The 19,590-nt window shown below is 62.2% G+C and carries 18 protein-coding genes and 1 tRNA gene; 8 read left to right on the top strand and 11 right to left on the bottom strand.

Going from position 1 to position 19,590, the window contains the following annotated elements; genetic code table 11:
* Positions 1-13 precede the first annotated feature (13 nt).
* On the top strand, positions 14-703 hold the full coding sequence (locus ACIQUG_RS02960; protein WP_402317212.1) for a DUF502 domain-containing protein: 690 nt from the start codon (positions 14-16) through the stop codon (positions 701-703).
* Between the two features lie 40 nt (positions 704-743).
* On the opposite strand, the gene recG is transcribed toward ACIQUG_RS02960, so the two are convergent.
* Positions 744-2,849, bottom strand: coding sequence for an ATP-dependent DNA helicase RecG (gene recG, locus ACIQUG_RS02965; RefSeq protein ID WP_402317215.1), 2,106 nt, complete (start codon positions 2,847-2,849; stop codon positions 744-746).
* Between the two features lie 154 nt (positions 2,850-3,003).
* Here recG and ACIQUG_RS02970 point away from each other — a divergent pair, with 154 nt between their 5' ends.
* Positions 3,004-3,309 carry a succinate dehydrogenase assembly factor 2 gene (locus ACIQUG_RS02970; RefSeq protein ID WP_043620340.1) on the top strand — a complete coding sequence of 102 codons (306 nt, stop codon included), beginning with the start codon at positions 3,004-3,006 and terminating at the stop codon, positions 3,307-3,309.
* Positions 3,310-3,316: 7 nt separating this feature from the next.
* Positions 3,317-6,820, top strand: a complete 3,504-nt coding sequence (gene mfd, locus ACIQUG_RS02975) for a transcription-repair coupling factor (protein WP_402320535.1) — start codon at positions 3,317-3,319, stop codon at positions 6,818-6,820.
* A gap of 77 nt (positions 6,821-6,897) precedes the next feature.
* On the opposite strand, the gene ACIQUG_RS02980 is transcribed toward mfd, so the two are convergent.
* Positions 6,898-7,560 (bottom strand): DsbA family oxidoreductase, encoded by a 663-nt coding sequence (locus tag ACIQUG_RS02980; protein WP_402317219.1) that lies wholly within the window; start codon positions 7,558-7,560, stop codon positions 6,898-6,900.
* A gap of 90 nt (positions 7,561-7,650) precedes the next feature.
* Positions 7,651-9,465: an extracellular solute-binding protein gene (locus ACIQUG_RS02985; RefSeq protein ID WP_402317222.1), complete on the bottom strand. Its 1,815-nt coding sequence runs from the start codon at positions 9,463-9,465 to the stop codon at positions 7,651-7,653.
* A 272-nt stretch (positions 9,466-9,737) separates the two neighbouring features.
* On the opposite strand from ACIQUG_RS02985, the gene ACIQUG_RS02990 reads away from it, so the two are divergent.
* Positions 9,738-10,367 carry an invasion associated locus B family protein gene (locus tag ACIQUG_RS02990; RefSeq protein ID WP_043620346.1) on the top strand — a complete coding sequence of 210 codons (630 nt, stop codon included), beginning with the start codon at positions 9,738-9,740 and terminating at the stop codon, positions 10,365-10,367.
* A 79-nt stretch (positions 10,368-10,446) separates the two neighbouring features.
* Here ACIQUG_RS02990 and hspQ read toward each other — a convergent pair whose 3' ends face one another.
* The 3 genes from hspQ to ACIQUG_RS03005 all read right to left on the bottom strand — a co-directional run bounded on the left by hspQ (position 10,447) and on the right by ACIQUG_RS03005 (position 12,874).
* Positions 10,447-10,776: a heat shock protein HspQ gene (hspQ, locus tag ACIQUG_RS02995; protein ID WP_034791060.1), complete on the bottom strand. Its 330-nt coding sequence runs from the start codon at positions 10,774-10,776 to the stop codon at positions 10,447-10,449.
* Positions 10,777-11,060: 284 nt separating this feature from the next.
* The gene (glnA, locus tag ACIQUG_RS03000; RefSeq protein ID WP_034791062.1) at positions 11,061-12,470 is read right to left on the bottom strand and encodes a type I glutamate--ammonia ligase; all 1,410 of its coding nucleotides are present in this window, start codon (positions 12,468-12,470) and stop codon (positions 11,061-11,063) included.
* 65 nt (positions 12,471-12,535) lie between these two features.
* Positions 12,536-12,874: a P-II family nitrogen regulator gene (locus tag ACIQUG_RS03005; RefSeq protein ID WP_003528058.1), complete on the bottom strand. Its 339-nt coding sequence runs from the start codon at positions 12,872-12,874 to the stop codon at positions 12,536-12,538.
* 344 nt (positions 12,875-13,218) lie between these two features.
* Between ACIQUG_RS03005 and ACIQUG_RS03010 the strand changes: the two genes are divergently transcribed.
* Positions 13,219-14,694 (top strand): NAD(P)H-hydrate epimerase, encoded by a 1,476-nt coding sequence (locus ACIQUG_RS03010; protein ID WP_402317235.1) that lies wholly within the window; start codon positions 13,219-13,221, stop codon positions 14,692-14,694.
* A 69-nt stretch (positions 14,695-14,763) separates the two neighbouring features.
* Here ACIQUG_RS03010 and gpt read toward each other — a convergent pair whose 3' ends face one another.
* Together gpt and ACIQUG_RS03020 are read right to left on the bottom strand one after the other, a co-directional pair.
* Complete coding sequence (gene gpt / locus ACIQUG_RS03015; protein WP_043620356.1) at positions 14,764-15,261, bottom strand: xanthine phosphoribosyltransferase; 498 nt, start codon at positions 15,259-15,261, stop codon at positions 14,764-14,766.
* 129 nt (positions 15,262-15,390) lie between these two features.
* Positions 15,391-16,146: a competence/damage-inducible protein A gene (locus tag ACIQUG_RS03020; protein ID WP_043620358.1), complete on the bottom strand. Its 756-nt coding sequence runs from the start codon at positions 16,144-16,146 to the stop codon at positions 15,391-15,393.
* Between the two features lie 165 nt (positions 16,147-16,311).
* Between ACIQUG_RS03020 and wrbA the strand changes: the two genes are divergently transcribed.
* The 3 genes from wrbA (at position 16,312) to ACIQUG_RS03035 (ending at position 17,683) form a co-directional block, all read left to right on the top strand.
* On the top strand, positions 16,312-16,911 hold the full coding sequence (gene wrbA, locus ACIQUG_RS03025; protein ID WP_205238952.1) for an NAD(P)H:quinone oxidoreductase: 600 nt from the start codon (positions 16,312-16,314) through the stop codon (positions 16,909-16,911).
* Positions 16,912-17,140: 229 nt separating this feature from the next.
* Complete coding sequence (locus ACIQUG_RS03030) at positions 17,141-17,383, top strand: DUF2188 domain-containing protein (protein WP_402317240.1); 243 nt, start codon at positions 17,141-17,143, stop codon at positions 17,381-17,383.
* A gap of 81 nt (positions 17,384-17,464) precedes the next feature.
* Complete coding sequence (locus ACIQUG_RS03035) at positions 17,465-17,683, top strand: hypothetical protein (RefSeq protein ID WP_034791089.1); 219 nt, start codon at positions 17,465-17,467, stop codon at positions 17,681-17,683.
* An 84-nt stretch (positions 17,684-17,767) separates the two neighbouring features.
* Here ACIQUG_RS03035 and ACIQUG_RS03040 read toward each other — a convergent pair.
* From ACIQUG_RS03040 to ACIQUG_RS03050, 3 genes are all read right to left on the bottom strand, one after another.
* Positions 17,768-17,852 (bottom strand) — tRNA-Leu (locus ACIQUG_RS03040).
* Between the two features lie 427 nt (positions 17,853-18,279).
* Positions 18,280-18,990: an HAD family hydrolase gene (locus ACIQUG_RS03045; RefSeq protein WP_402317245.1), complete on the bottom strand. Its 711-nt coding sequence runs from the start codon at positions 18,988-18,990 to the stop codon at positions 18,280-18,282.
* 4 nt (positions 18,991-18,994) lie between these two features.
* Positions 18,995-19,585 (bottom strand): hypothetical protein, encoded by a 591-nt coding sequence (locus ACIQUG_RS03050; protein WP_402317248.1) that lies wholly within the window; start codon positions 19,583-19,585, stop codon positions 18,995-18,997.
* Positions 19,586-19,590 lie beyond the last annotated feature (5 nt).

The following is a 19,590-nucleotide window of genomic DNA, read 5'->3' on the forward strand; positions in this document are numbered from 1 at the left end:
AGACGGAAGAAGCATGACGGAACATTCCAAACGCGGCTATATCGCGACGCGGCTGCGCAATTACTTTCTGACCGGCTTGATCATCTGTGCGCCGGTGGCGATCACCGTCTGGCTCGTGCGCACCTTCATCGATTGGGCTGACGGCTGGGTTAAGCCCTACCTGCCGAACTTCTACAATCCGGATACCTATTCGCCCGTTGCCATTCCCGGCTTCGGCCTGCTCGTCGCCATTTTCGTGATCACCTTCGTCGGCTTCATGACCGCAAACCTCGTCGGTCGGTCGATCGTCAATCTCGCCGAGTCGCTCGTCAATCGCACGCCGCTTGTCCGCACGATCTACAAGTCCACCAAGCAGATCTTCCAGACGGTGCTGCAGGAGCAGTCCTCCTCTTTCAAGAAGGCCGGGCTGATCGAGTATCCGAGCCCGGGCATCTGGTCGCTGGTGTTCATCGCAACGGATGTGAAGGGCGAGATCGCCTCGAAATTCAAGGAACGCGGCATGGACATGGTGGCCGTCTTCCTGCCGCCGACCCCGATCCCGACGGCGGGTTTCCTGCTGTTCATCCCGCGCGACAAGATCATCCCGCTCGAGATGAGCGCGGAGGACGCGGCCAAGCTTCTGATCTCGGGTGGCCTCGTGACCCCCGACCAGAAGCCGCTCGCCAACGCCCCCTTGAAAATCACCCAGCAAGAGACTGCCTGACGTCTACAGCGCCGTGCGTTCCGACGAACGAGAGGGTGCTTTAGCCGGCGCGCAGGAAGCGGATGGCCTCGTCGCGGCGGTATAGATAGAGCAGCGTGCGGAGCGCTTCGCCGCGCTCTGATGTGAGGTCAGGATCCCGCTCGATCACGTAGGCGGCGTCCTTGCGCGCGATTTCGAGCAGATCGCCGTGGGCTTCGAGGCTGGCGATGCGGAAACCGGGCGTGCCTGACTGGCGCGTGCCGAGCAACTCGCCTTCGCCCCGCAGCTTCAGGTCTTCCTCGGCGATCAGGAAGCCGTCCTCGCTGTCGCGCAGGATCGAGAGCCGCGCACGGCCGGTTTCGCCGAGCGGTCCCTTGTAGAGCAGGATGCACGTCGATGCCTCGTCGCCACGGCCGACGCGGCCGCGCAGCTGGTGAAGCTGGGCAAGGCCGAAGCGTTCGGCATGCTCGATCACCATGATCGTCGCGTCCGGCACGTCGACGCCGACTTCGACGACGGTGGTCGCAACCAGCAGGCGGATCTCGCCGTTCTTGAAGGCGAGCATGACGGCGTCCTTTTCCGCGCCATTCATGCGGCCGTGCACCAGGCCGACATTGTTGCCGAAGCGCTTGGCAAGGCTCTCGTATCGTTCTTCGGCCGACATGACATCGACGGCTTCGGACTCTTCCACGAGCGGGCAGATCCAGTAGGCCTTCTTGCCCTCGCGTAATGCGGCGTCGAGCCGATCGACGATGTCGTCAACACGTTCCGTCGGGATCGTCACGGTCTGGATCGGCTTTCGTCCGGCGGGTTTTTCGGTGAGCTTAGACACATCCATGTCGCCGAAGGCGGCAAGCACGAGAGTGCGCGGGATCGGTGTCGCGGTCATGACCAGCATATGCGGCGAGATGCCCTTGGCGGTCAGTCGCAGGCGCTGGTGAACGCCGAAGCGATGCTGTTCGTCGACGACGGCAAGCGTCAGCTCCTTGTAGCTCACCGTATCCTGGAAAAGCGCATGCGTGCCGATCACCATCCGGGTCTCACCGGAGGCGATCCGTTCGACAATGGCGTCGCGTTCCTTGCCCTTCGTGCGGCCGGTCAGAACGTCGATGGCGATCCCGGCAGGGGCGGCCATTCTGGCAAGCGTCGCGTGGTGCTGGCGGGCGAGGATTTCTGTCGGCGCCATCAGCACCGCCTGTCCGCCGGATTCGACGGCTGCCAGCATGGCCATCAGCGCCACCATCGTCTTGCCGGAGCCGACATCGCCCTGCAGCAGCCGGAGCATGCGGTCAGTCCCGGCCATGTCCTTCAGGATGTCGGCGATTGCCGTCGACTGGCTGTTCGTCAAGGAAAAGGGAAGAGCGTCGATGACCGGACGGGAGAGCACGCCGGTCGCGTGGACCGGTACTCCCGCGACCTTGCGCAGGCGCTGGCGAACGAGAGCCAGGGACAATTGCCCGGCGAGAAACTCGTCATAGGCAAGGCGGCGGCGGGCGGGGGCCTGCGGATCGAGGTCCGTCGCGTCGCGCGGATCGTGCAGCGCGCGAAAACTCTCGGCCGCGGTGCTGAAACCCTGCTTCGTCAGCAGCGCATCGTCCATCCATTCCGGCATTTCCGGGACGCGGGCGACGGCTGCCTCGATCGACTTACGCAATATCCTTGGTGAAAGTCCTGCCGTCAGCCCGTAGACCGGCTCGACCAGCGGCAGGTTTTCCGCCTCGCTGGCCCGAACCACATAATCCGGGTGAACCATGGACGGGCGGCCGTTGAACCAATCGACCTTGCCGCTGACGATGACCGTCTCGTCGACCGGCAGCGATTTTTCCAACCAGTTGCCCTTGACGCGGAAATAGGTGAGCGCCAGTTCCCCGGTCTCGTCATGCAGGAAGACGCGATAGGGCAGGTTGGGCTTGCCGCGCGGCGGCGGCTGGTGGCGATCGACCCGACCGGTGATGGTGACGATCACTCCTTGCGGCGCGTGGGCGATGCCCGGCTGCTGGCGCCGGTCGATCAGCGAATGCGGCGCGTGAAAAACGAGGTCGACCACCCGGCAGTCCTCGATCGTCTCGCGACCGAGCAAACGGGCATAGAGTTCGCCGATCTTCGGGCCGATGCCTGGAAGCGTGTCGAGCGGAGAGAAGAGCGGATCGAGCAGGGTGGGGCGCATGGCGATGAAATTGCGACGATAATTCGGGCTTTGGCAAGGCTGACAATCGGCTATTCAGAGTTTATAGAGCCGTTGAAGGCAAACCGTACCCCAAAGCCTTGCGCGTTCGTCCGAGTGTGCGGGCGTCATCGCGGGCGGCAGGAAGGAATTTCCCATGACCGGAATCTCTCGCACCAGCGCCGATCTCGATCCGCGTCGACGGCGGATCCTGTTTCGCGCCTGGCATCGCGGCATTCGCGAGATGGATCTGATCCTCGGGCAGTTCGCCGAGGCCGAGCTCTCGACGCTTTCTGAAGCACAGCTCGACGAACTCGAGACGATCATGGGCGAGGAAGACAACGATCTCGTCAAGTGGATCATCGGCGAACAGCCGGTGCCGGCTCGCTATCAGACGCAGATGTTTCAGCGCATCGCTGCCTATCGTCCGGATTTCGACAAGCTTCCCGAAGAGATGAAATAGACCGATGATGCTGGCTGGCCTTGATCCGAAGAAGATTGTCGAAGCACAGCGAGAGATCACGATCGGGCCGGTCCCTTCCGGTGCCGAGGCGCTGATCCTTGCCGAGTTGGCGCGTGCCGGCCAGCCGGTCGCCTACATTCTTTCGGACGGCCAGCGGATCGCCGATCTGGAACAGGTCCTCTCATTTGTCGCGCCCGACATTCCGGTGCTGACGCTTCCCGGTTGGGACTGCCTTCCCTATGACCGTGTTTCGCCGAGCGCCGACACCTCGGCACGGCGGCTGGCGGCACTGAGCGCCTTGATTGCGCACAAGAAGAAGCCGCATGCGGCGATCGTGCTGGTGACGGTCAACGCCGCCCTCCAGAAGATCTCGCCGCAGGACGTGATCCAGAGCCTGGCGTTCTCGGCCCGTCCGGGCAATCAGGTGCGCATGGACGGCATCGCGCTGCGGCTGGAGCGCAACGGCTTCGAGCGCGTTGCGACCGTGCGCGAGGTCGGCGAATACGCGGTGCGCGGCGGCATCCTCGATGTCTTCGTGCCCGGAAGCGGCGAGCCGCTGCGCCTCGATTTCTTCGGCGACACGCTCGAAACCATCCGCTCCTTCGATCCGGCAAGCCAGCGCACCACCGGTCAGGTCCGCTCCCTCGATCTCAATCCTATGAGCGAGGTGTCGCTGACGCCCGAAACGATCAGCCACTTCCGCAAGCACTACCTATCGCTGTTCGGCGCGACGACCCGCGACGACGCGCTTTACCAGGCTGTCTCCGAGGGCCGGCGTTATGCCGGCATGGAGCATTGGCTGCCGCTGTTCTATGACGGGCTGGAGACGGTCTTCGACTATCTCGACGGCTTCCGTATCGTCACCGATCATCTGGCGCGCGAGGCCGCGGCCGAGCGCTCGAAGCTCATTCTCGACTATTATGACGCCCGCCTGGCCTCGGCGTCTCCGGGCAAGTCGCAGGCCACCCAGGGCACGCCCTACAAGCCCGTTCCACCGGAACTGCTTTATCTGAGCGCGCAGGGCTTCAACGCCGGCCTGAGCTCACGCGATGCCATTCGCCTGTCGCCTTTCAACGAGCACGAGGGCGAGGCCCGCCAGGTCATCTCGGTCGATGCGCGCCAGGGCATGCGCTGGGCGAAGTCGGCGGGCGAGGGCGAAGCCGAAAGCGAACGCGTCAACGTCTTCGATCAGGCGGTCAAATACATCGCCGAGCGGCGCTCGAAGGGCGCCAAGGTGGTGATCTCAGGCTGGAGCGAAGGCTCGCTCGATCGCCTGCTCCAGGTGCTTGCCGAACATGGTCTCGGCAACGTCAAGCCGATCAAGGCGCTCGCCGAGGTCAAGTCGCTGAAGCCGGGTGAAGCGGCCGCGGCCGTGCTCAGTATCGAGGCCGGATTCGAGACGGGTGATCTCGTCATCATCGGCGAACAGGACATTCTCGGCGACCGCATGGTCCGCCGCTCGAAGCGGCGCAAGCGCGGTGCCGACTTCATAGCCGAGGTCGCCGGCCTCGACGAGGGCAGCTATGTCGTGCACGCCGAACACGGCATCGGCCGTTTCGTCGGCCTGCGCACCATCGAGGCGGTCGGCGCGCCGCATGATTGCCTCGAGCTCGTCTATGCCGACGATGCAAAACTGTTCCTGCCGGTCGAAAACATCGAGCTTCTGTCGCGCTACGGCTCGGAGGGTACCGATGCGATCCTCGACAAGCTTGGCGGCGTTGCTTGGCAGGCGCGCAAGGCCAAGCTCAAGAAACGGCTGCTCGATATGGCCGGCGGCCTCATCCGCATCGCTGCCGAACGTCATACGCGCCGCGCGCCGGTACTGGCCGCGCAGGACGGCGTCTATGACGAGTTTGCCGCCCGCTTCCCCTATGACGAGACCGAAGACCAGCTGAACTCGATCGAGGCTGTGCGCGAAGACCTCGGCAGCGGCCGTCCGATGGATCGCCTGGTCTGCGGCGACGTCGGCTTCGGCAAGACGGAAGTGGCGCTTCGTGCTGCCTTCATCGCCGCCATGAACGGCGTGCAGGTGGCGGTCGTCGTGCCGACGACGCTGCTTGCACGCCAGCATTTCAAGACATTTTCCGAACGCTTCCGCGGCCTGCCGATCCGCATCCAGCAGGCGTCCCGCCTCGTCGGTTCCAAGGAACTGGCATTGACCAAGAAGGAAGTGGCCGATGGCAAGACCGATGTCGTCGTCGGCACCCATGCGCTGCTCGGCACGTCGGTCAACTTTGCCAATCTCGGCCTCTTGGTCATCGACGAAGAGCAGCACTTCGGCGTCAAGCACAAGGAACGGCTGAAGGAGCTGAAGTCGGACGTCCACGTCTTGACGCTTTCGGCAACGCCGATCCCGCGCACGCTGCAATTGGCGCTGACGGGTGTCCGCGAACTGTCGCTGATCACCACGCCGCCGGTCGACCGCATGGCGGTGCGCACCTTCATTTCACCCTTCGACGCACTGGTGATCCGCGAAACGCTGATGCGCGAGCACTATCGCGGCGGCCAGAGCTTCTATGTCTGCCCGCGGCTGAGCGACCTGTCGGAAATCCACGATTTTCTGAAGTCGGACGTTCCGGAGCTGAAGGTGGCGGTGGCCCACGGCCAGATGCCGGCAACCGAGCTCGAAGACATCATGAACGCCTTCTACGACGGGCGTTACGATGTGCTTCTGTCGACGACGATCGTCGAATCCGGTCTCGACGTGCCGACGGCTAACACGCTGATCGTACATCGCGCCGACATGTTCGGTCTTGCCCAGCTCTACCAGCTTCGCGGCCGCGTCGGTCGCTCGAAGGTGCGCGCCTTCGCGCTGTTCACGCTGCCGGTCAACAAGACGCTGACGGGCATGGCCGAGCGCCGGCTGAAGGTGCTGCAATCGCTGGATACGCTTGGCGCCGGCTTCCAGCTGGCGAGCCACGACCTCGATATCCGCGGTGCCGGAAACCTGCTGGGCGAAGAACAGTCGGGCCATATCAAGGAAGTCGGCTTCGAACTTTACCAGCAGATGCTCGAGGAAGCGGTCGCCGAACTCAAGGGTGAGGAAGAGATCCACGACACCGGCTGGTCGCCGCAGATTTCGGTCGGAACGCCGGTCATGATCCCGGAACACTACGTGCCGGACCTGCATCTGAGGCTCGGTCTCTATCGCCGCCTCGGCGAACTGACGGACCTCAAGGAGATCGACGGCTTCGGCGCCGAGATGATCGATCGCTTCGGCCCGCTGCCGATCGAGGTCCAGCACCTGTTGAAGATCGTCTACATCAAGTCGCTCTGCCGCACGGCAAATGTCGAAAAGCTCGATGCCGGCCCGAAGGGCGTCGTGGTGCAGTTCCGCAACAAGGAATTCCCGAACCCGGCGGCACTCGTCGGCTACATCGCCAAGCAGGGCACGCTTTCGAAGATCCGGCCCGACCAGAGCATCTTCTTCCAGCGCGAACTGGCAACACCGGAAAAGCGCCTGTCGGGTGCAGCAATGGTGATGACCCAGCTCGCCGGCCTGGCGAAGTAACAAAAAACCGTACTGCCGCGTGGTGCGGCAGTACGGTCAGGTCTTTTGAAGCAGATCTGTTTCGGCTCGCCGCGCGATCAGTTCGGCGCGCCGCTCGCCTTCATCTCGGCGATTTCACGCACCGCATTGGTCAAGACGTCGACCGATTGCGCGCCCATCACCGCATATTGTCCTTCGAGGATGAAGCAGGGGACACCGGTCACGCCCATTTCGCGGGCCATGCCGACTTCCTCCTTGACCGCGTCCTTGTCGGCATCGGAGCCAAGCAGTGCTGCAATGACGGGGCGGTCGAGGCCGGCCTGCTCGGCGATATCGAGAAGCACCGCGTGATCGCCGACATTGCGGCCTTCTTCGAAATTGGCCTTGAACAGCAGGCCGACGACGGCCGACTGCGCTTTCTCGCCGTTGGTCGCGGCCCAGCGGACAAGCCGATGGGCGTCAAGCGTGTTCGGGCTGATCTTCACCGCATCGAAATCGAAGGCGATGCCGTCGGCATTGCCGAGTTCGCGCAGCGTGTCGTGAGCGCGGTCGACGGCCGCCTGGCCGCCGAGCTTCTCGGCAAGATGCCGCTTGTGATCGATCCCCTCGGGCGGCAGGTCTGGATTGAGCTGGTAGGGGCGCCAGTTGACCGTGACAAGCACGTCCGGAACGTTGGCAATCGCCTGGTCGAGCCGAGCCTTGCCGAGATAGCACCAGGGACAAACGACGTCCGAGACGATATCGATGCTGACGGTTTGCATGGTGTGGGTGCCTTTCCTTTTTCCGGTATGACGGCGAGATAAGCCGGTTTGACCCGGCTTTCAATGCGTTACCAAAAGGGAACCGACCCTCTATTGCGCGTCTTGATCCCACCAGGTCGGAAGCTGGTAGCCGTAGAGCGGCATCACGTCCGGCCGGCCGATATGCTTGCGCCGCGCTACCCACTGGGCGTCGAGGTGGTAGAGCGGCACCAGATAGGAGTTGTTGACGAGCAACCGGTCATGCGCGCGCACGGCCGCCGTGAAATCTTCGCTCGTGCGGGCCTGCAGGATGTTGTTGACCATCCGATCGACGTCCTTGTCGGCGACGCCAGCGAAGTTGTCGCTGCCTTGCCGGTCGCGCGCTTGCGAGGTCCAGCGCCCGGCCTGCTCGATGCCGGGTGACAGCGTCGAGGGGAAGGATTTGATGATCACGTCGTAGTCGAAGGACTGGCTGCGCTGCTGGTATTGCGAATCGTCGACGGTGCGCACGGTCGCCTGGATGCCGAGAGGGGCGAGAAACCGCTGGTAGGCGAGCGCAATTTTTTCCTGGCCGGCATTCTGGCTCATGATCTCGAAGGCAAGCGGCTTGCCTTGAGGATCGACCATCTTGCCGTCCTTGATCTGATAGCCGGCCTCGCGCATCAATGAGACGGCGACACGCAGCACGTTACGGTCGCGGCCGGACGCGTCGGTCACCGGCAGACGGTAGGTGCCGTCGAGGATCGCCGGGTTGATTCGATCTCGGGCGTCGCCGATCAGGCCGAGTTCGCGGTCGTCGGCCGGTGCGCCGAGAAAGCTTAGCGTCGAGTTCTGCCAGTAGCTCTGGGTCCGCGTATAGGCGCTGTCGAAGAGGTTCTTGTTGACCCACTCGAAGTCGAACACCAGCGCCAGACCCTGACGGAGCTTCAGATTGTCGAACATCGGACGGCGGGTATTGAAGACGATGCCGAGCATGCCCGACGGCGTCTTTGGCGTGAAGGTTTCCTTGACGACATCGCCGGAGCGAACGGCCGGGAAATCGTAGCCGCGCGCCCATTTGGTGGCGCTGCCTTCGGGATAGATGTCGATCTCGCCCTTCTTGAAGGCTTCGAACAGCGAGTTCTCCTGGAGGAAATACTCCACAGAGATCTCGTCGTAATTGTCCTGGCCGACCTTCGAGGGCAGGTCCTTCGCCCAATAGTCCGCGTTTCGCTTGTAGACGATGCGCTCACCCGGCTTCACTTCGGCCACGCGATAGGGGCCCGAGCCGACCGGCGGCTTCAGCGTTGTCTGGTCGAAGGTCGCAAGGTCGATGGCATGTTTCGGCAGCACCGGCGACAGGCCGAGCAGGAGCGGCAGCTCACGGTCGGCATCCTCGGTGAAGGTGAAGCGCACGCTGCGCTCGCCGACTTTCTCGAGTTTCGCCACCTTGGCCATGCGGTTGCTGAAGGGGACACGTCCCTTGTCGCGCAGCAGCTCGAAGGTGAAGATCACGTCCTCGGGGGTCACCGGCTGCCCGTCGGCCCAGCGAGCCTTCGGGTTGAGATTGAACTGGATGAAGGTCCGGTCGTCATCCCACTCCACGGTTTCGGCGAGCAGGCCGTACATGGTGAAGGCCTCGTCGCGCGAGCGCTGCATCAGCGATTCGTAGACAAGGTTGCCGTATTCCGGATCCCACATGCCGCGCGCGGTCGTGCGCATGCTCTTCAGGATGAAGGGATTGAGGCTGTCGAAGCTGCCGACGACGCCGTAGGAGATCTTTCCACCCTTTTTTACGTCCGGATTGACGTAGGGAAAGTTCTTGAAATCGGCAGGCAGCGCCGGCTCTCCGTGCATGGCAATCGCATGCACGGGAGCGGCTGCCGCAGCAGTGCCGAATGAAGTGGTGGTCAGGATCAGCGCCAGACCGGAAAGAATTGCACGCAAGGTCACCTCCCGTGAGGGGTATCAACAGGCCGATTCCCCGAACGTTACCAACGCCGACGGATGAATCCAACCGATCCGCGGTCCAAATTCCGCCCAGTATGAAGTCAAAAAATGACAGGAAACACTGGATAATCGAAGCGAGCCAATGTAACAGGTGTTTCCGGAAACGGGGTCATGCATTTGCCTTATTTGGCCAACAGGACAACGGCGGCTGACGATACTCACCTGCGGAACAACTGTTCCGTTACCGGATTTCAGGAGACGGAATCACAATGATGTTCAAGTCGAATATTGCAAAACGTTCGGGCATGGCAGCGCTGGCGCTCACTGTAGCTGCTGCGGGCGTTCCGAGCGTTGCGTCTGCACAGCAGGCTGGCGGCAAGCCGCCGCAGGGCTGGTTCAAGGTTTGCACCAAGCAGGAAGACAACGATGTCTGCATCGTTCAGAACCTGCTGACCGCCAATAACGGCCAGCTCGTGACCGCTGTCGGCCTCATCACCGTTTCCGGCAAGGTCAACCGCAAGATCATGCAGGTTTCGGTACCGTCGGCGCGTCTCATCCCGACCGGCGTTCAGATGCAGATCGACGGCGGCAAGCCGGTCAAGCTCGACTACGCCATCTGCATGCCGGACAAGTGCGTTGCCGAAGCGCCGCTTTCCGACCAGCTGATCGCCAGCCTGAAGAAGGGCAATGAGGTCGTCTTCACCTCGGTCAACTTCCAGCGCGCTCCGAACCCGATCAAGATGGCCCTCACGGGCTTCACCGGTGTCTACGACGGCGAGCCGATCGAGCAGTCGCAGCTCGAAGAGCGTCAGCGCCTGCTGCAGGAAGAAATGCAGAAGAAGGCCGAGGACGCACGCAAGAAGCTTGAAGAAGCCCAGAAGGCTGCCAAGCAGAACTAAGCGGTCCTCCGCAAACTTATAAAGAAACGCCCGGACCTCGCGGTCCGGGCGTTTTCATTTGTTCGAGAGCGAAGCGGCCTCAATGGCGGAACGTCGCCTTGGGCCTGTAGTGACCGACGCCATCCTTGTCGAACAGGGCATCGACTTGCGCGTGGCGCATCGGCCGGTCGCTGTCGTCGAATTCCAGGTTCTGCTCGGAGACGTAGGCGACATACTCGCTGTCGTCGTTCTCGGCGAACAGGTGATAGAAGGGCTGATCCTTGCTTGGGCGGATCTCCTGCGGAATGGCGTTCCACCACTCCTCGGTGTTGGCGTATTCCGGGTCGACGTCGAAAATGACGCCGCGGAACGGGAAAACCCGATGGCGAACCACCTGTCCGATCTCGAATTTGGCGTTTCTCTGTTTCATGACGCAACACATCCTTTCAGGAGATTATCTGGGTTGGCGAACCCAAAACATCAATAGGGACTTCCCTTCTGCCCTCCGTTGATCGATCTCGCCATGCGTGTCCTGCGGACGCGCAAAAGTTGTTGGCAACATAATATCACACAATTCGACGGTTTCGTGCCGCTCCCTGCGCGGGAGCGCTTGCAATCCCTGCGCTCCAACGAAAAGGCCGGCGGCTCCTTCTAGGGAGCCGCCGGCCCAAAGCACGGCTTGAACCGGTGGTCGATGCCGCCGGTCGCACGGTCTTAGACCGAATAGTACATGTCGTACTCGACCGGATGCGGGGTCATTTCGAAGCGCATGACTTCCTGCATCTTCAGTTCGATGAAGGAATCGATCTGGTCGTCGTCGAACACGCCGCCAGCCGTCAGGTACTTGCGGTCCTTGTCGAGGCTTTCCAGCGCTTCGCGCAGCGAGCCGCAGACGGTCGGGATCTTCTTCAGTTCCTTCGGCGGCAGATCATAGAGATCCTTGTCCATCGCCTTGCCCGGGTGCAGCTTGTTCTTGATGCCGTCGAGGCCGGCCATCAGCATGGCTGCGAAGGCGAGGTAGGGGTTGGCAGTCGGATCCGGGAAGCGGACTTCGACACGCTTGGCCTTCGGGTTGGTGCCGAACGGAATGCGGCACGAAGCCGAGCGGTTGCGCGCCGAGTAGGCGAGCAGAACCGGCGCTTCGTAGCCCGGGACGAGACGCTTGTAGGAGTTCGTCGACGGGTTGGTGAAGGCGTTCAGCGACTTGGCATGCTTGATGATGCCGCCGATGAAGTAGAGGCAGCTTTCCGACAGGCCGGCATATTCGTCGCCGGCGAAGGTCGGCTTGCCGTCCTTCCAGATCGACAGGTGCACGTGCATGCCCGAGCCGTTGTCGCCGAAGATCGGCTTCGGCATGAAGGTTGCCGTCTTGCCATAGGCATTGGCGACCTGGTGCACGACGTACTTGTAGATCTGCATCTTGTCGGCGTTGCGAACCAGCGCGTCGAACTTGACGCCGAGCTCGTGCTGGGCGGCCGCCACTTCGTGGTGGTGCTTTTCGACCGTCACGCCCATCTCGGACAGGACCGTCAGCATTTCGGAGCGCATGTCCTGGCAGCTGTCGATCGGCGGAACCGGGAAATAGCCGCCCTTGACGCGCGGACGGTGGCCGAGGTTGCCGGTCTCGTAGTCGGTGTCGTCGTTCGACGGCAGTTCCGAGGAGTCGAGCTTGAAGCCGGTGTTGTACGGGTCGGCCTTGTACTTGACGTCGTCGAAGACGAAGAATTCTGCTTCCGGGCCAACGAAGACAGTGTCGCCGATGCCGGATGCCTTGAGGTAGGCCTCAGCCTTCTTGGCCGTGCCGCGCGGGTCGCGGTTGTAGGATTCGCCCGAAACCGGATCGAGAATGTCGCAGATGATGACCATCGTCGACTGCGCGAAGAACGGGTCCATATGCGCTGTTTCCGGATCGGGCATCAGCACCATGTCGGACTCGTTGATGGCCTTCCAGCCGCCAATCGAGGAGCCGTCGAACATGACGCCATCGGCGAACATGTCTTCGTCGACGCAGACCACATCCATCGTTACGTGCTGCAGCTTACCCTTGGGATCGGTAAAGCGCAGGTCGACGAACTTGACGTCGTTGTCCTTGATTTGCTTCAGAATATCGCTTGCAGTCGTCATTTGCCGTTATTCCCTGTGTGAGATGACGAGGATTTGAAAAGAACCGGGCCGAACGGCCCGTGATGTCAGATGGCGTCGAGGCCGGTTTCGCCCGTGCGAATACGGATGACTTCTTCCACATTGGAAACGAAAATCTTTCCGTCACCAATGCGGCCGGTTTGCGCGGCGTTGCGGATCGCCTCGATGACGGCCTCCGCGTTTTCATCCGCCAGCACCACTTCGACCTTTACCTTCGGCAGGAAGTCCACCACGTATTCGGCGCCGCGATACAGCTCCGTGTGACCCTTCTGCCGCCCGAAGCCCTTGGCTTCCGTGACGGTGATACCCTGCAGGCCGACTTCCTGAAGGGCTTCCTTCACTTCGTCGAGCTTGAAGGGCTTAATGATCGCTTCGATCTTTTTCATGAGAAAATGTCTCTCCGCTTCTCCCTTGATAGCAGGATCATGCCCGCTCGCCCTGAATATGCACGTTGCATGCCAGTTTTTCTGCGAAAATCTGTCAGAACGACAAAAAATCTGCCGCCGGCGCGCCGATTACAGGATTTCCATGCCTTCGGTGGGGTGCGATCTGCCTATTTTTTATAGTTTCCGATCGAAAGATGCCCGCTTCTTGCAGAGCCCCCACGTCATGGCAGACATGAAGCTTGTTATTTGAGCAACAATTATGTGCAAATGCCTTATGTTAAGGCAATTGTGGTGTTGGGGCTGAGGCCTTGCTTCGCACGCGCGGGCATGGATAAGTCTGGCGCATGCGCTCCGACCTTCAGCACCTGTTGATCACGCCCGCCGAAATGACGGCAATCGACCAGGCGGCGGCCCAATCTGGCATCGATAGCTTTACGCTGATGCGCAACGCTGGACTGGCGGTGAGCGCTGCGGCTCTACGGTATTTTCCGGAAGCTCGCCGCTTCGTCGTGCTCTGCGGCCCCGGCAACAATGGTGGCGATGGTTACGTTGCCGCCCGCGGCCTTGCCGAAAGCGGGCCGGATGTCGCGGTGTTCGTGCTGGGCGATCCCGCCAAGCTTCAACGCGATGCTGTGCGGGCCCGGGCAAACTGGAGCGATCCCGTCGCGCCACTCGCGGCCTACGAACCGCAGGCCGGCGATGTCGTCATCGATGCGCTCTTCGGGGCGGGCTTGTCTCGCGACCTCACGGACGACGTCGTTCACCTTATCGAACGGGTCAATGCCAGTGGCGTTCCGGTCGTTGCGGTCGATCTGCCGAGCGGCATCGACGGCCGCACGGGCGAGGTCCGGGGCGCTGCCTTTGCCGCCCGCCACACCGTTACGTTCATGGCGCCAAAGCCCGGTCATTGGCTTTTGCCCGGGCGGTCCCTCTGCGGCACGCTCGAGGTGTTCGATATCGGCATTCCCGCGCGCATCGTGCGCGCCGGTGCAGGTTCGCTGCGCCTCAATGCGCCGTTCCTCTGGGCGGGCTGGGGCGGCGACCTGGCGGCCTCGACGCATAAGTTCAAGCGCGGGCATCTGGTGGTTTTCTCAGGTGACCGCCAGGCGACAGGCGCGGCGCGCCTGTCGGCCGCGGCGGGCCTTGCGGCCGGCGCCGGCCTTGTCACCGTCGCCTCCGGCAACGCTGCCCTCGACATCAATGCGTCCCATCTTACGGCGGTTATGGTCAAGGAGATCGACGGCAAGCGGGAGCTTACCAAATGGCTGCAGGACCAGCGCCTGGGCAGCTTTGTCCTTGGGCCGGGCTTCGGCATCGGCAAGAAGGCGAGGGACTTTGCGCTTGCACTCTGCGATCGCGCGCTGGTGCTCGACGCCGATGGCATCACCTCGTTCCAGGCAGACCCCGGCCAACTTTTCGCGGCACTGGCGAAAGGCGGGGGCCAGATGGTCATGACGCCGCACGACGGCGAGTTCGCGCGCCTCTTTCCTGATATTGCCGGTGACGACGGGCTTTCGAAGATCGAGAAGGCGCAGGCCGCGGCGCGGGCGAGTTACGCGGTGATCGTCTACAAGGGCGCCGACACCGTCGTTGCTGCGCCGGACGGACGGGCGGTCGTCAACAACAATGCGCCACCGTTGCTGGCAACCGCCGGATCGGGGGACGTTCTTGCCGGCATCGTCGGCGCGCATCTGGCGAAGGGAATGCCGGCTTTCGAGGCAGCGGCAGCCGCAGTCTGGCGCCATGGCGCAGCCGGCGCCAAGGCAGGGCCTGGCTTGACTGCCGAAACGCTGATCGGCGCGATACCGCCGATCAGCTGATCGAAAACTCACGGACCGAAAGTCGCCTCCCGACAAGGGGCACCGGGTCCGGAAGGAACATACGGGCTATTAGCCGCGCGTGCCCTTGGCGATCGGCTCCTGATAGGTGAAGCCCATGTCCCAGGGGAAATAGATCCAGGTGTCCTGGCTGACCTCGGTAACGAAGGTATCGACCAGCGGCCGGCCCTTCGGCTTGGCGTAGACGGCGGCGAAATGCGCCTTCGGTAGCATGGCGCGGACTTCCGCGGCAGTCTTGCCGGTGTCGGTCAGGTCGTCGACGATCAGCACGCCTTCACCGCCGCCCTCGGCAATTTCGGGGGCGATGCCCTTCAGCACCTTCATCTGTCCTTGAGAATCGTAGTCATGGTAGGAGGCGACGCAGACGGTTTCGATCATGCGGATGTTAAGTTCGCGGCAGATGATCGCCGCCGGAACCAGGCCGCCGCGCGTGATGCAAACCATGGCGCGCCATTCCTGGCCATTGTCGGCGAGCCGCCACGCAAGCGCGCGGCAATCGCGGTGGAACTGGTCCCAGGAAACGGGAAAGGCTTTATCGGGCAGCGACATGGGTGGGCTCCGGCTTGTCTGAACGAGGGTAAGGCGAAGCGTCCGGCAGATCGGGCAGGCGGGAACGCGTCATCCTGATTTGCCGACATGCAATAACGGCATTGAGGCCTTGAGTGCAAGGGCTTCGCGCTATCCCTTTGCCCGCGCGTCGGCGATTGCCTGGATCATCGCCTGCACATCCGCTTCCGCTGCCGCAAGGGCTTCCGGATCACGGGCGCGCACGACGATATCCGTCGAGAAGGTCTTGCCGTCGAATTTCGGGTAGGAGCCGATGCTCGTTTCCGGGTGGTTCTTCTGCACTTCGGTCAGCGGGCTGCCGATGTCGCCTTCGCCGAAGGGCGAGCGCACGGTGCGGGAGAGGAGGGGCGAACCGACGTTGAGGCCGGGCAGCAGAGCGTCGAGCATGGCCTGGAAGACCTGCGGCACGCCGGCCATCACATGCACGTTGCCGATGGCGAAACCCGGCGCCGTCGATACCGGGTTCGGGATATGGCGTGCGCCGAGCGGCATGCGCGCCATGCGCTTGCGCGCGTCGGTAAACTCCATGTTGCGGCGTTCGTACATGGCGCCGAGCAGCGCCATCGCCTCCGGCTCGTAGATGCATTCGACGCCGAAGGCGCGCGACACCGCGTCGGCGGTGATGTCGTCATGGGTCGGGCCGATGCCGCCGGACGTAAAGACGTAATCGTAGCGGCTCCGCACCGCATTGATCGCCTCGACGATCGCCACTTCGTCGTCGGCGACGATCCGCACTTCCTTCAGGTCGATGCCGACCATGGTCATCATGTCGGCGAGGTGGCCGATGTTCTTGTCCTTGGTACGCCCCGACAGAAGTTCGTCGCCGATGGCGACCATGGCGGCAGTGACGACTTTTATGCTGCTCATCGGGTGGATCCTGTTTGTTTAGTCAGTCATTTAACAGTGAATTATTATTGTTCACATTGCGAGAACAGTCTGTTTCCCGGACGGCTCCTGGCATGCGGCTGCATTTTGATAAATCTTCCGCGCAGCAGTGATCAAGTGGGATCGCTTGTATCCAAAGGAGCAATTATGGCCAAGGTTCTCGTTCTCTATTATTCGGCATATGGACATATCGAAACCATGGCCTACGCTGTGGCCGAAGGAGCCAAGTCTGCGGGTGCCGAAGTCGACGTCAAGCGCGTTCCGGAACTGGTGCCGGCCGAGGTCGCCAAGGCCTCTCACTTCAAGCTCGACCAGGCCGCGCCGGTCGCCCATGTCGAAGAGCTTGCCCAATACGACGCGATCATCTTCGGCGCCGGCACGCGCTTTGGCACCGTTGCCTCGCAGATGCGCAACTTCATTGACCAGACCGGCAGCCTGTGGGCGTCTGGCAAGCTGGTCGGCAAGGTCGGTTCGGTCTTCACGTCCTCGGCCACCCAGCATGGCGGTCAGGAATCCACCATCCTCGGCTTCATCCCGACGCTGATGCACCACGGCATGGTCGTCGCTGGTCTTCCCTATGCCTTCCAGGGTCAGATGGGCCTCGACGAGATCAAGGGCGGCTCGCCCTATGGCGCCTCGACGATAACCGATGCCGACGGCTCGCGTCAGCCGTCCGAGGTCGAGCTCCAGGCTGCCCGCTTCCAGGGCGCACACGTCGCCAAGATCGCCGCCAAGCTTTCGGCCTGATCATCTCGACGCAATTGTTTCAAGAGTTTAGGCGGCGCCGCAAGGGGCCGCCTTTTTGTTTGACGGCTAGCCTTTCCGGGTGATTCGCGAATGTGGCAATTCGTACCACACTTGTGCTAATATCCGCGGCGTTCGGCATTGAGTATGCCTTTGACGAGGAGGAATGCGGGGCTGTGCGGCAACGGCCCGCCGAAGACGGGAACGTCTTTCGGATTATTGGGAGGGAAGCATGGCGCGGATTACTTACACCATCGTTCCTCATGACGGCGGATGGGCCTACAAGGCCGCCGACGCCTATTCGGAACCCTTTCCCAACCGCGAAACGGCGCTTGCCGCCGCCAAGGCCGCCGCCGCCGAACAGCAGGTCGGCGGCGACGACGAGGAGATCAGCTTCCAGGACGAAGAGGGCCACTGGCACTTCGAACACACGGATGGCGGCGATCGGCCTGAAGCGACCGTCGAAGACGGCTGAAACGGTCAAGGCGACCGGCTCATTGCGAACACATAGCGTTTAGTATTGCGTGCACACCATCTCTCCCACGGAGGATATTCGATGCACTACAGCGTTCAGATCTTCACCTGGACCCCGCGGCAGGGTGTCCACCAGGTCGGATCGGCAATCGAGGTGGACGCCCCCAATTCGAAGGCGGCAGCGGTCTCGCTTCTCGGCCTCAGGCTGGAAAACCAGGGATGCGCAACGAAACTCGCCGTCCGGGTCTGGCACGACGACGCCTACCAGGCGGAATGCGATTGTTATTACTACAACAACTGAGCGGCCGCTCTTTGCGGCGTAAGCCTGTCACTGCAGAGTGACAGTCTGATGTCCGCTACCTATTGATCCTGAAATCCGTTTGTCTGGTGCGGGCGACGGGGGTCGAACCCGTACAGCCAAGGCCGAGGGATTTTAAGTCCCTTGCGTCTACCAGTTTCGCCACGCCCGCATGCAGCCTAGATCAAACACTTAGGTCAAACAGTCAAGGGTGATCGGGGTGGACAACGCGCTTAGGCGCGCTGTTCTCTCGTCTTCATGAAGCGAAAGACGCCCGCGGCAATCAGTGCCCCAAAGCCATAGACGATAAACGCGTCGACAAACGGCCTGCCCGAATTGAACGAGTAGATGGCGGGTGCGACAAACAACAGAACCGCCAAACCCGCGAGGCGCGAGGAAAAAGACGCTCAAAGCCGAAACCTTCCGCAGCAGCCATCCAATGAGCATGCCCACCATCACCATCGCAATCGCTGCACCGAAAACAAGCGCCAACATTGGTTCCCCTCATCTAAGCCACCATGTGGACGATAAGCTGGTTCGTGTATCATCGATACGCATCAGCTTATAATTGCGATCGACTTGGCGCTTGCGGACGACAGTCAAGCCTTCGGTGTCAAGCGCTCAAGGACCGAGCCCAACCCGCCGAGATCCGCAATCTCGCGAAAACGCGGATGAGTCTCCGGCTTGTCGTGGTGTTCGAACGACCAGGTGAGCGCGTGCGGGACATAGACCCCCCAGCTTCCGGCACCGAGTGCAGGCACGATATCCGACTTCAGCGAATTGCCGACCATCATGCTTTTCAGCGCCCCGTCGCCGTGACGCTTGAAGATGCGCTCGTAGGTGGCGACGGTCTTGTCGCTGACGATCTCGACGGCGTCGAAATGGTCGCCAAGGCCGGAGGCGGCGAGCTTGCGCTCCTGGTCGAAGAGATCGCCCTTTGTGATCATGACAAGGCGAAAGTGGCCGTGAAGTGCTTCGAGCGTTTCCTTGACATGCGGCAGCGGCTCAACCGGGTGCACGAGCATGTCGCGCCCGGCGGCGAGGATCTCGGCGATGACCGAGGAGGGCACCTTGCCATCGGTGACGTCGACGGCGGTTTCGACCATGGAGAGCACGAAGCCCTTGATGCCGAAGCCGTAGAGGCCGAGGTTGCGCTTCTCCGCCGCAAGCAGCCGCTCCGACAGGTGTTCGGTGTCCGTGTGGGCGCTCAGAAGCTCGGCGAAGCGCGCTTCCGTCAGCCGGAAGAACTGTTCGTTCTGCCAGAGTGTATCGTCGGCATCGAAGCCGACGGTCGTTACTGCGTGGGGCATGGTATTACGGTCCGGCAATCTTGAACGGTTGGTCGACGCTGGCGCTTTTGCCGCTGTTGACGTCATTGAAGTGGAAGCGCAGCACATAGTCGCCGGCGGGAGCACCGGAGACGTCGATGGTCAGCGTCGAATAGATTTCCTGGTTTCTGAGGTGGCCGGTGAAGGTGAAATCACCGAACGCTTTCTGGCCCGCGAGCACGTCGCCCTTCGGGTTGAGAATATCGAAGTCGACGGTGAAGTGGCTTTCGAGTTGGCCCTTCGTTGCCGAATCCTTCCAGGTGAGGCCGATCGGCTCGATATAGGAGATCAGCGACTCTCCCTCCTTGAAGACCGCGCCCTCGCGCGGGTCGTACATGGCGTAGCCGGTCGGCGCCTTGGTCACGAAAACCGCCTTGCCGATCGCCAGCGGCAGCGTTTGCGAGAAGTCGCTCATCGCCTGGCGGAGAAGCTCATGGGCCTTCGCCGCGTCGCCGGATGCCGCGAGCTTTTCGGCCTGCACCGCCGCGTCGGCAAGCGGGCCGGCATGGGCGACGAGCCCCGCCGAAAGCGCCATGGCGGTAGTCAGCATCGCCAGACGACGTATATGTTTCACCATGACGT

The organism is Ensifer sp. NPDC090286 (assembly GCF_044769565.1).
GTDB lineage: Bacteria > Pseudomonadota > Alphaproteobacteria > Rhizobiales > Rhizobiaceae > Ensifer.

Excerpts from the sequence above, each read along its gene's own strand:
- ACIQUG_RS03035 (WP_034791089.1), top strand. The coding sequence starts at position 17,465 with ATGCACTACAGCGTTCAGATCTTCACCTGGACCCCGCGGCAGGGTGTC.
- mfd (WP_402320535.1), top strand. The coding sequence starts at position 3,317 with ATGCTGGCTGGCCTTGATCCGAAGAAGATTGTCGAAGCACAGCGAGAG.
- ACIQUG_RS03005 (WP_003528058.1), bottom strand. The coding sequence starts at position 12,874 with ATGAAAAAGATCGAAGCGATCATTAAGCCCTTCAAGCTCGACGAAGTG.
- hspQ (WP_034791060.1), bottom strand. The coding sequence starts at position 10,776 with ATGAAACAGAGAAACGCCAAATTCGAGATCGGACAGGTGGTTCGCCAT.
- ACIQUG_RS02990 (WP_043620346.1), top strand. The coding sequence starts at position 9,738 with ATGATGTTCAAGTCGAATATTGCAAAACGTTCGGGCATGGCAGCGCTG.
- recG (WP_402317215.1), bottom strand. The coding sequence starts at position 2,849 with ATGCGCCCCACCCTGCTCGATCCGCTCTTCTCTCCGCTCGACACGCTT.
- wrbA (WP_205238952.1), top strand. The coding sequence starts at position 16,312 with ATGGCCAAGGTTCTCGTTCTCTATTATTCGGCATATGGACATATCGAA.
- ACIQUG_RS02980 (WP_402317219.1), bottom strand. The coding sequence starts at position 7,560 with ATGCAAACCGTCAGCATCGATATCGTCTCGGACGTCGTTTGTCCCTGG.
- glnA (WP_034791062.1), bottom strand. The coding sequence starts at position 12,470 with ATGACGACTGCAAGCGATATTCTGAAGCAAATCAAGGACAACGACGTC.
- ACIQUG_RS03045 (WP_402317245.1), bottom strand. The coding sequence starts at position 18,990 with ATGCCCCACGCAGTAACGACCGTCGGCTTCGATGCCGACGATACACTC.
- ACIQUG_RS03030 (WP_402317240.1), top strand. The coding sequence starts at position 17,141 with ATGGCGCGGATTACTTACACCATCGTTCCTCATGACGGCGGATGGGCC.
- gpt (WP_043620356.1), bottom strand. The coding sequence starts at position 15,261 with ATGTCGCTGCCCGATAAAGCCTTTCCCGTTTCCTGGGACCAGTTCCAC.
- ACIQUG_RS03050 (WP_402317248.1), bottom strand. The coding sequence starts at position 19,585 with ATGGTGAAACATATACGTCGTCTGGCGATGCTGACTACCGCCATGGCG.
- ACIQUG_RS03020 (WP_043620358.1), bottom strand. The coding sequence starts at position 16,146 with ATGAGCAGCATAAAAGTCGTCACTGCCGCCATGGTCGCCATCGGCGAC.
- ACIQUG_RS02970 (WP_043620340.1), top strand. The coding sequence starts at position 3,004 with ATGACCGGAATCTCTCGCACCAGCGCCGATCTCGATCCGCGTCGACGG.
- ACIQUG_RS02960 (WP_402317212.1), top strand. The coding sequence starts at position 14 with ATGACGGAACATTCCAAACGCGGCTATATCGCGACGCGGCTGCGCAAT.
- ACIQUG_RS03010 (WP_402317235.1), top strand. The coding sequence starts at position 13,219 with ATGCGCTCCGACCTTCAGCACCTGTTGATCACGCCCGCCGAAATGACG.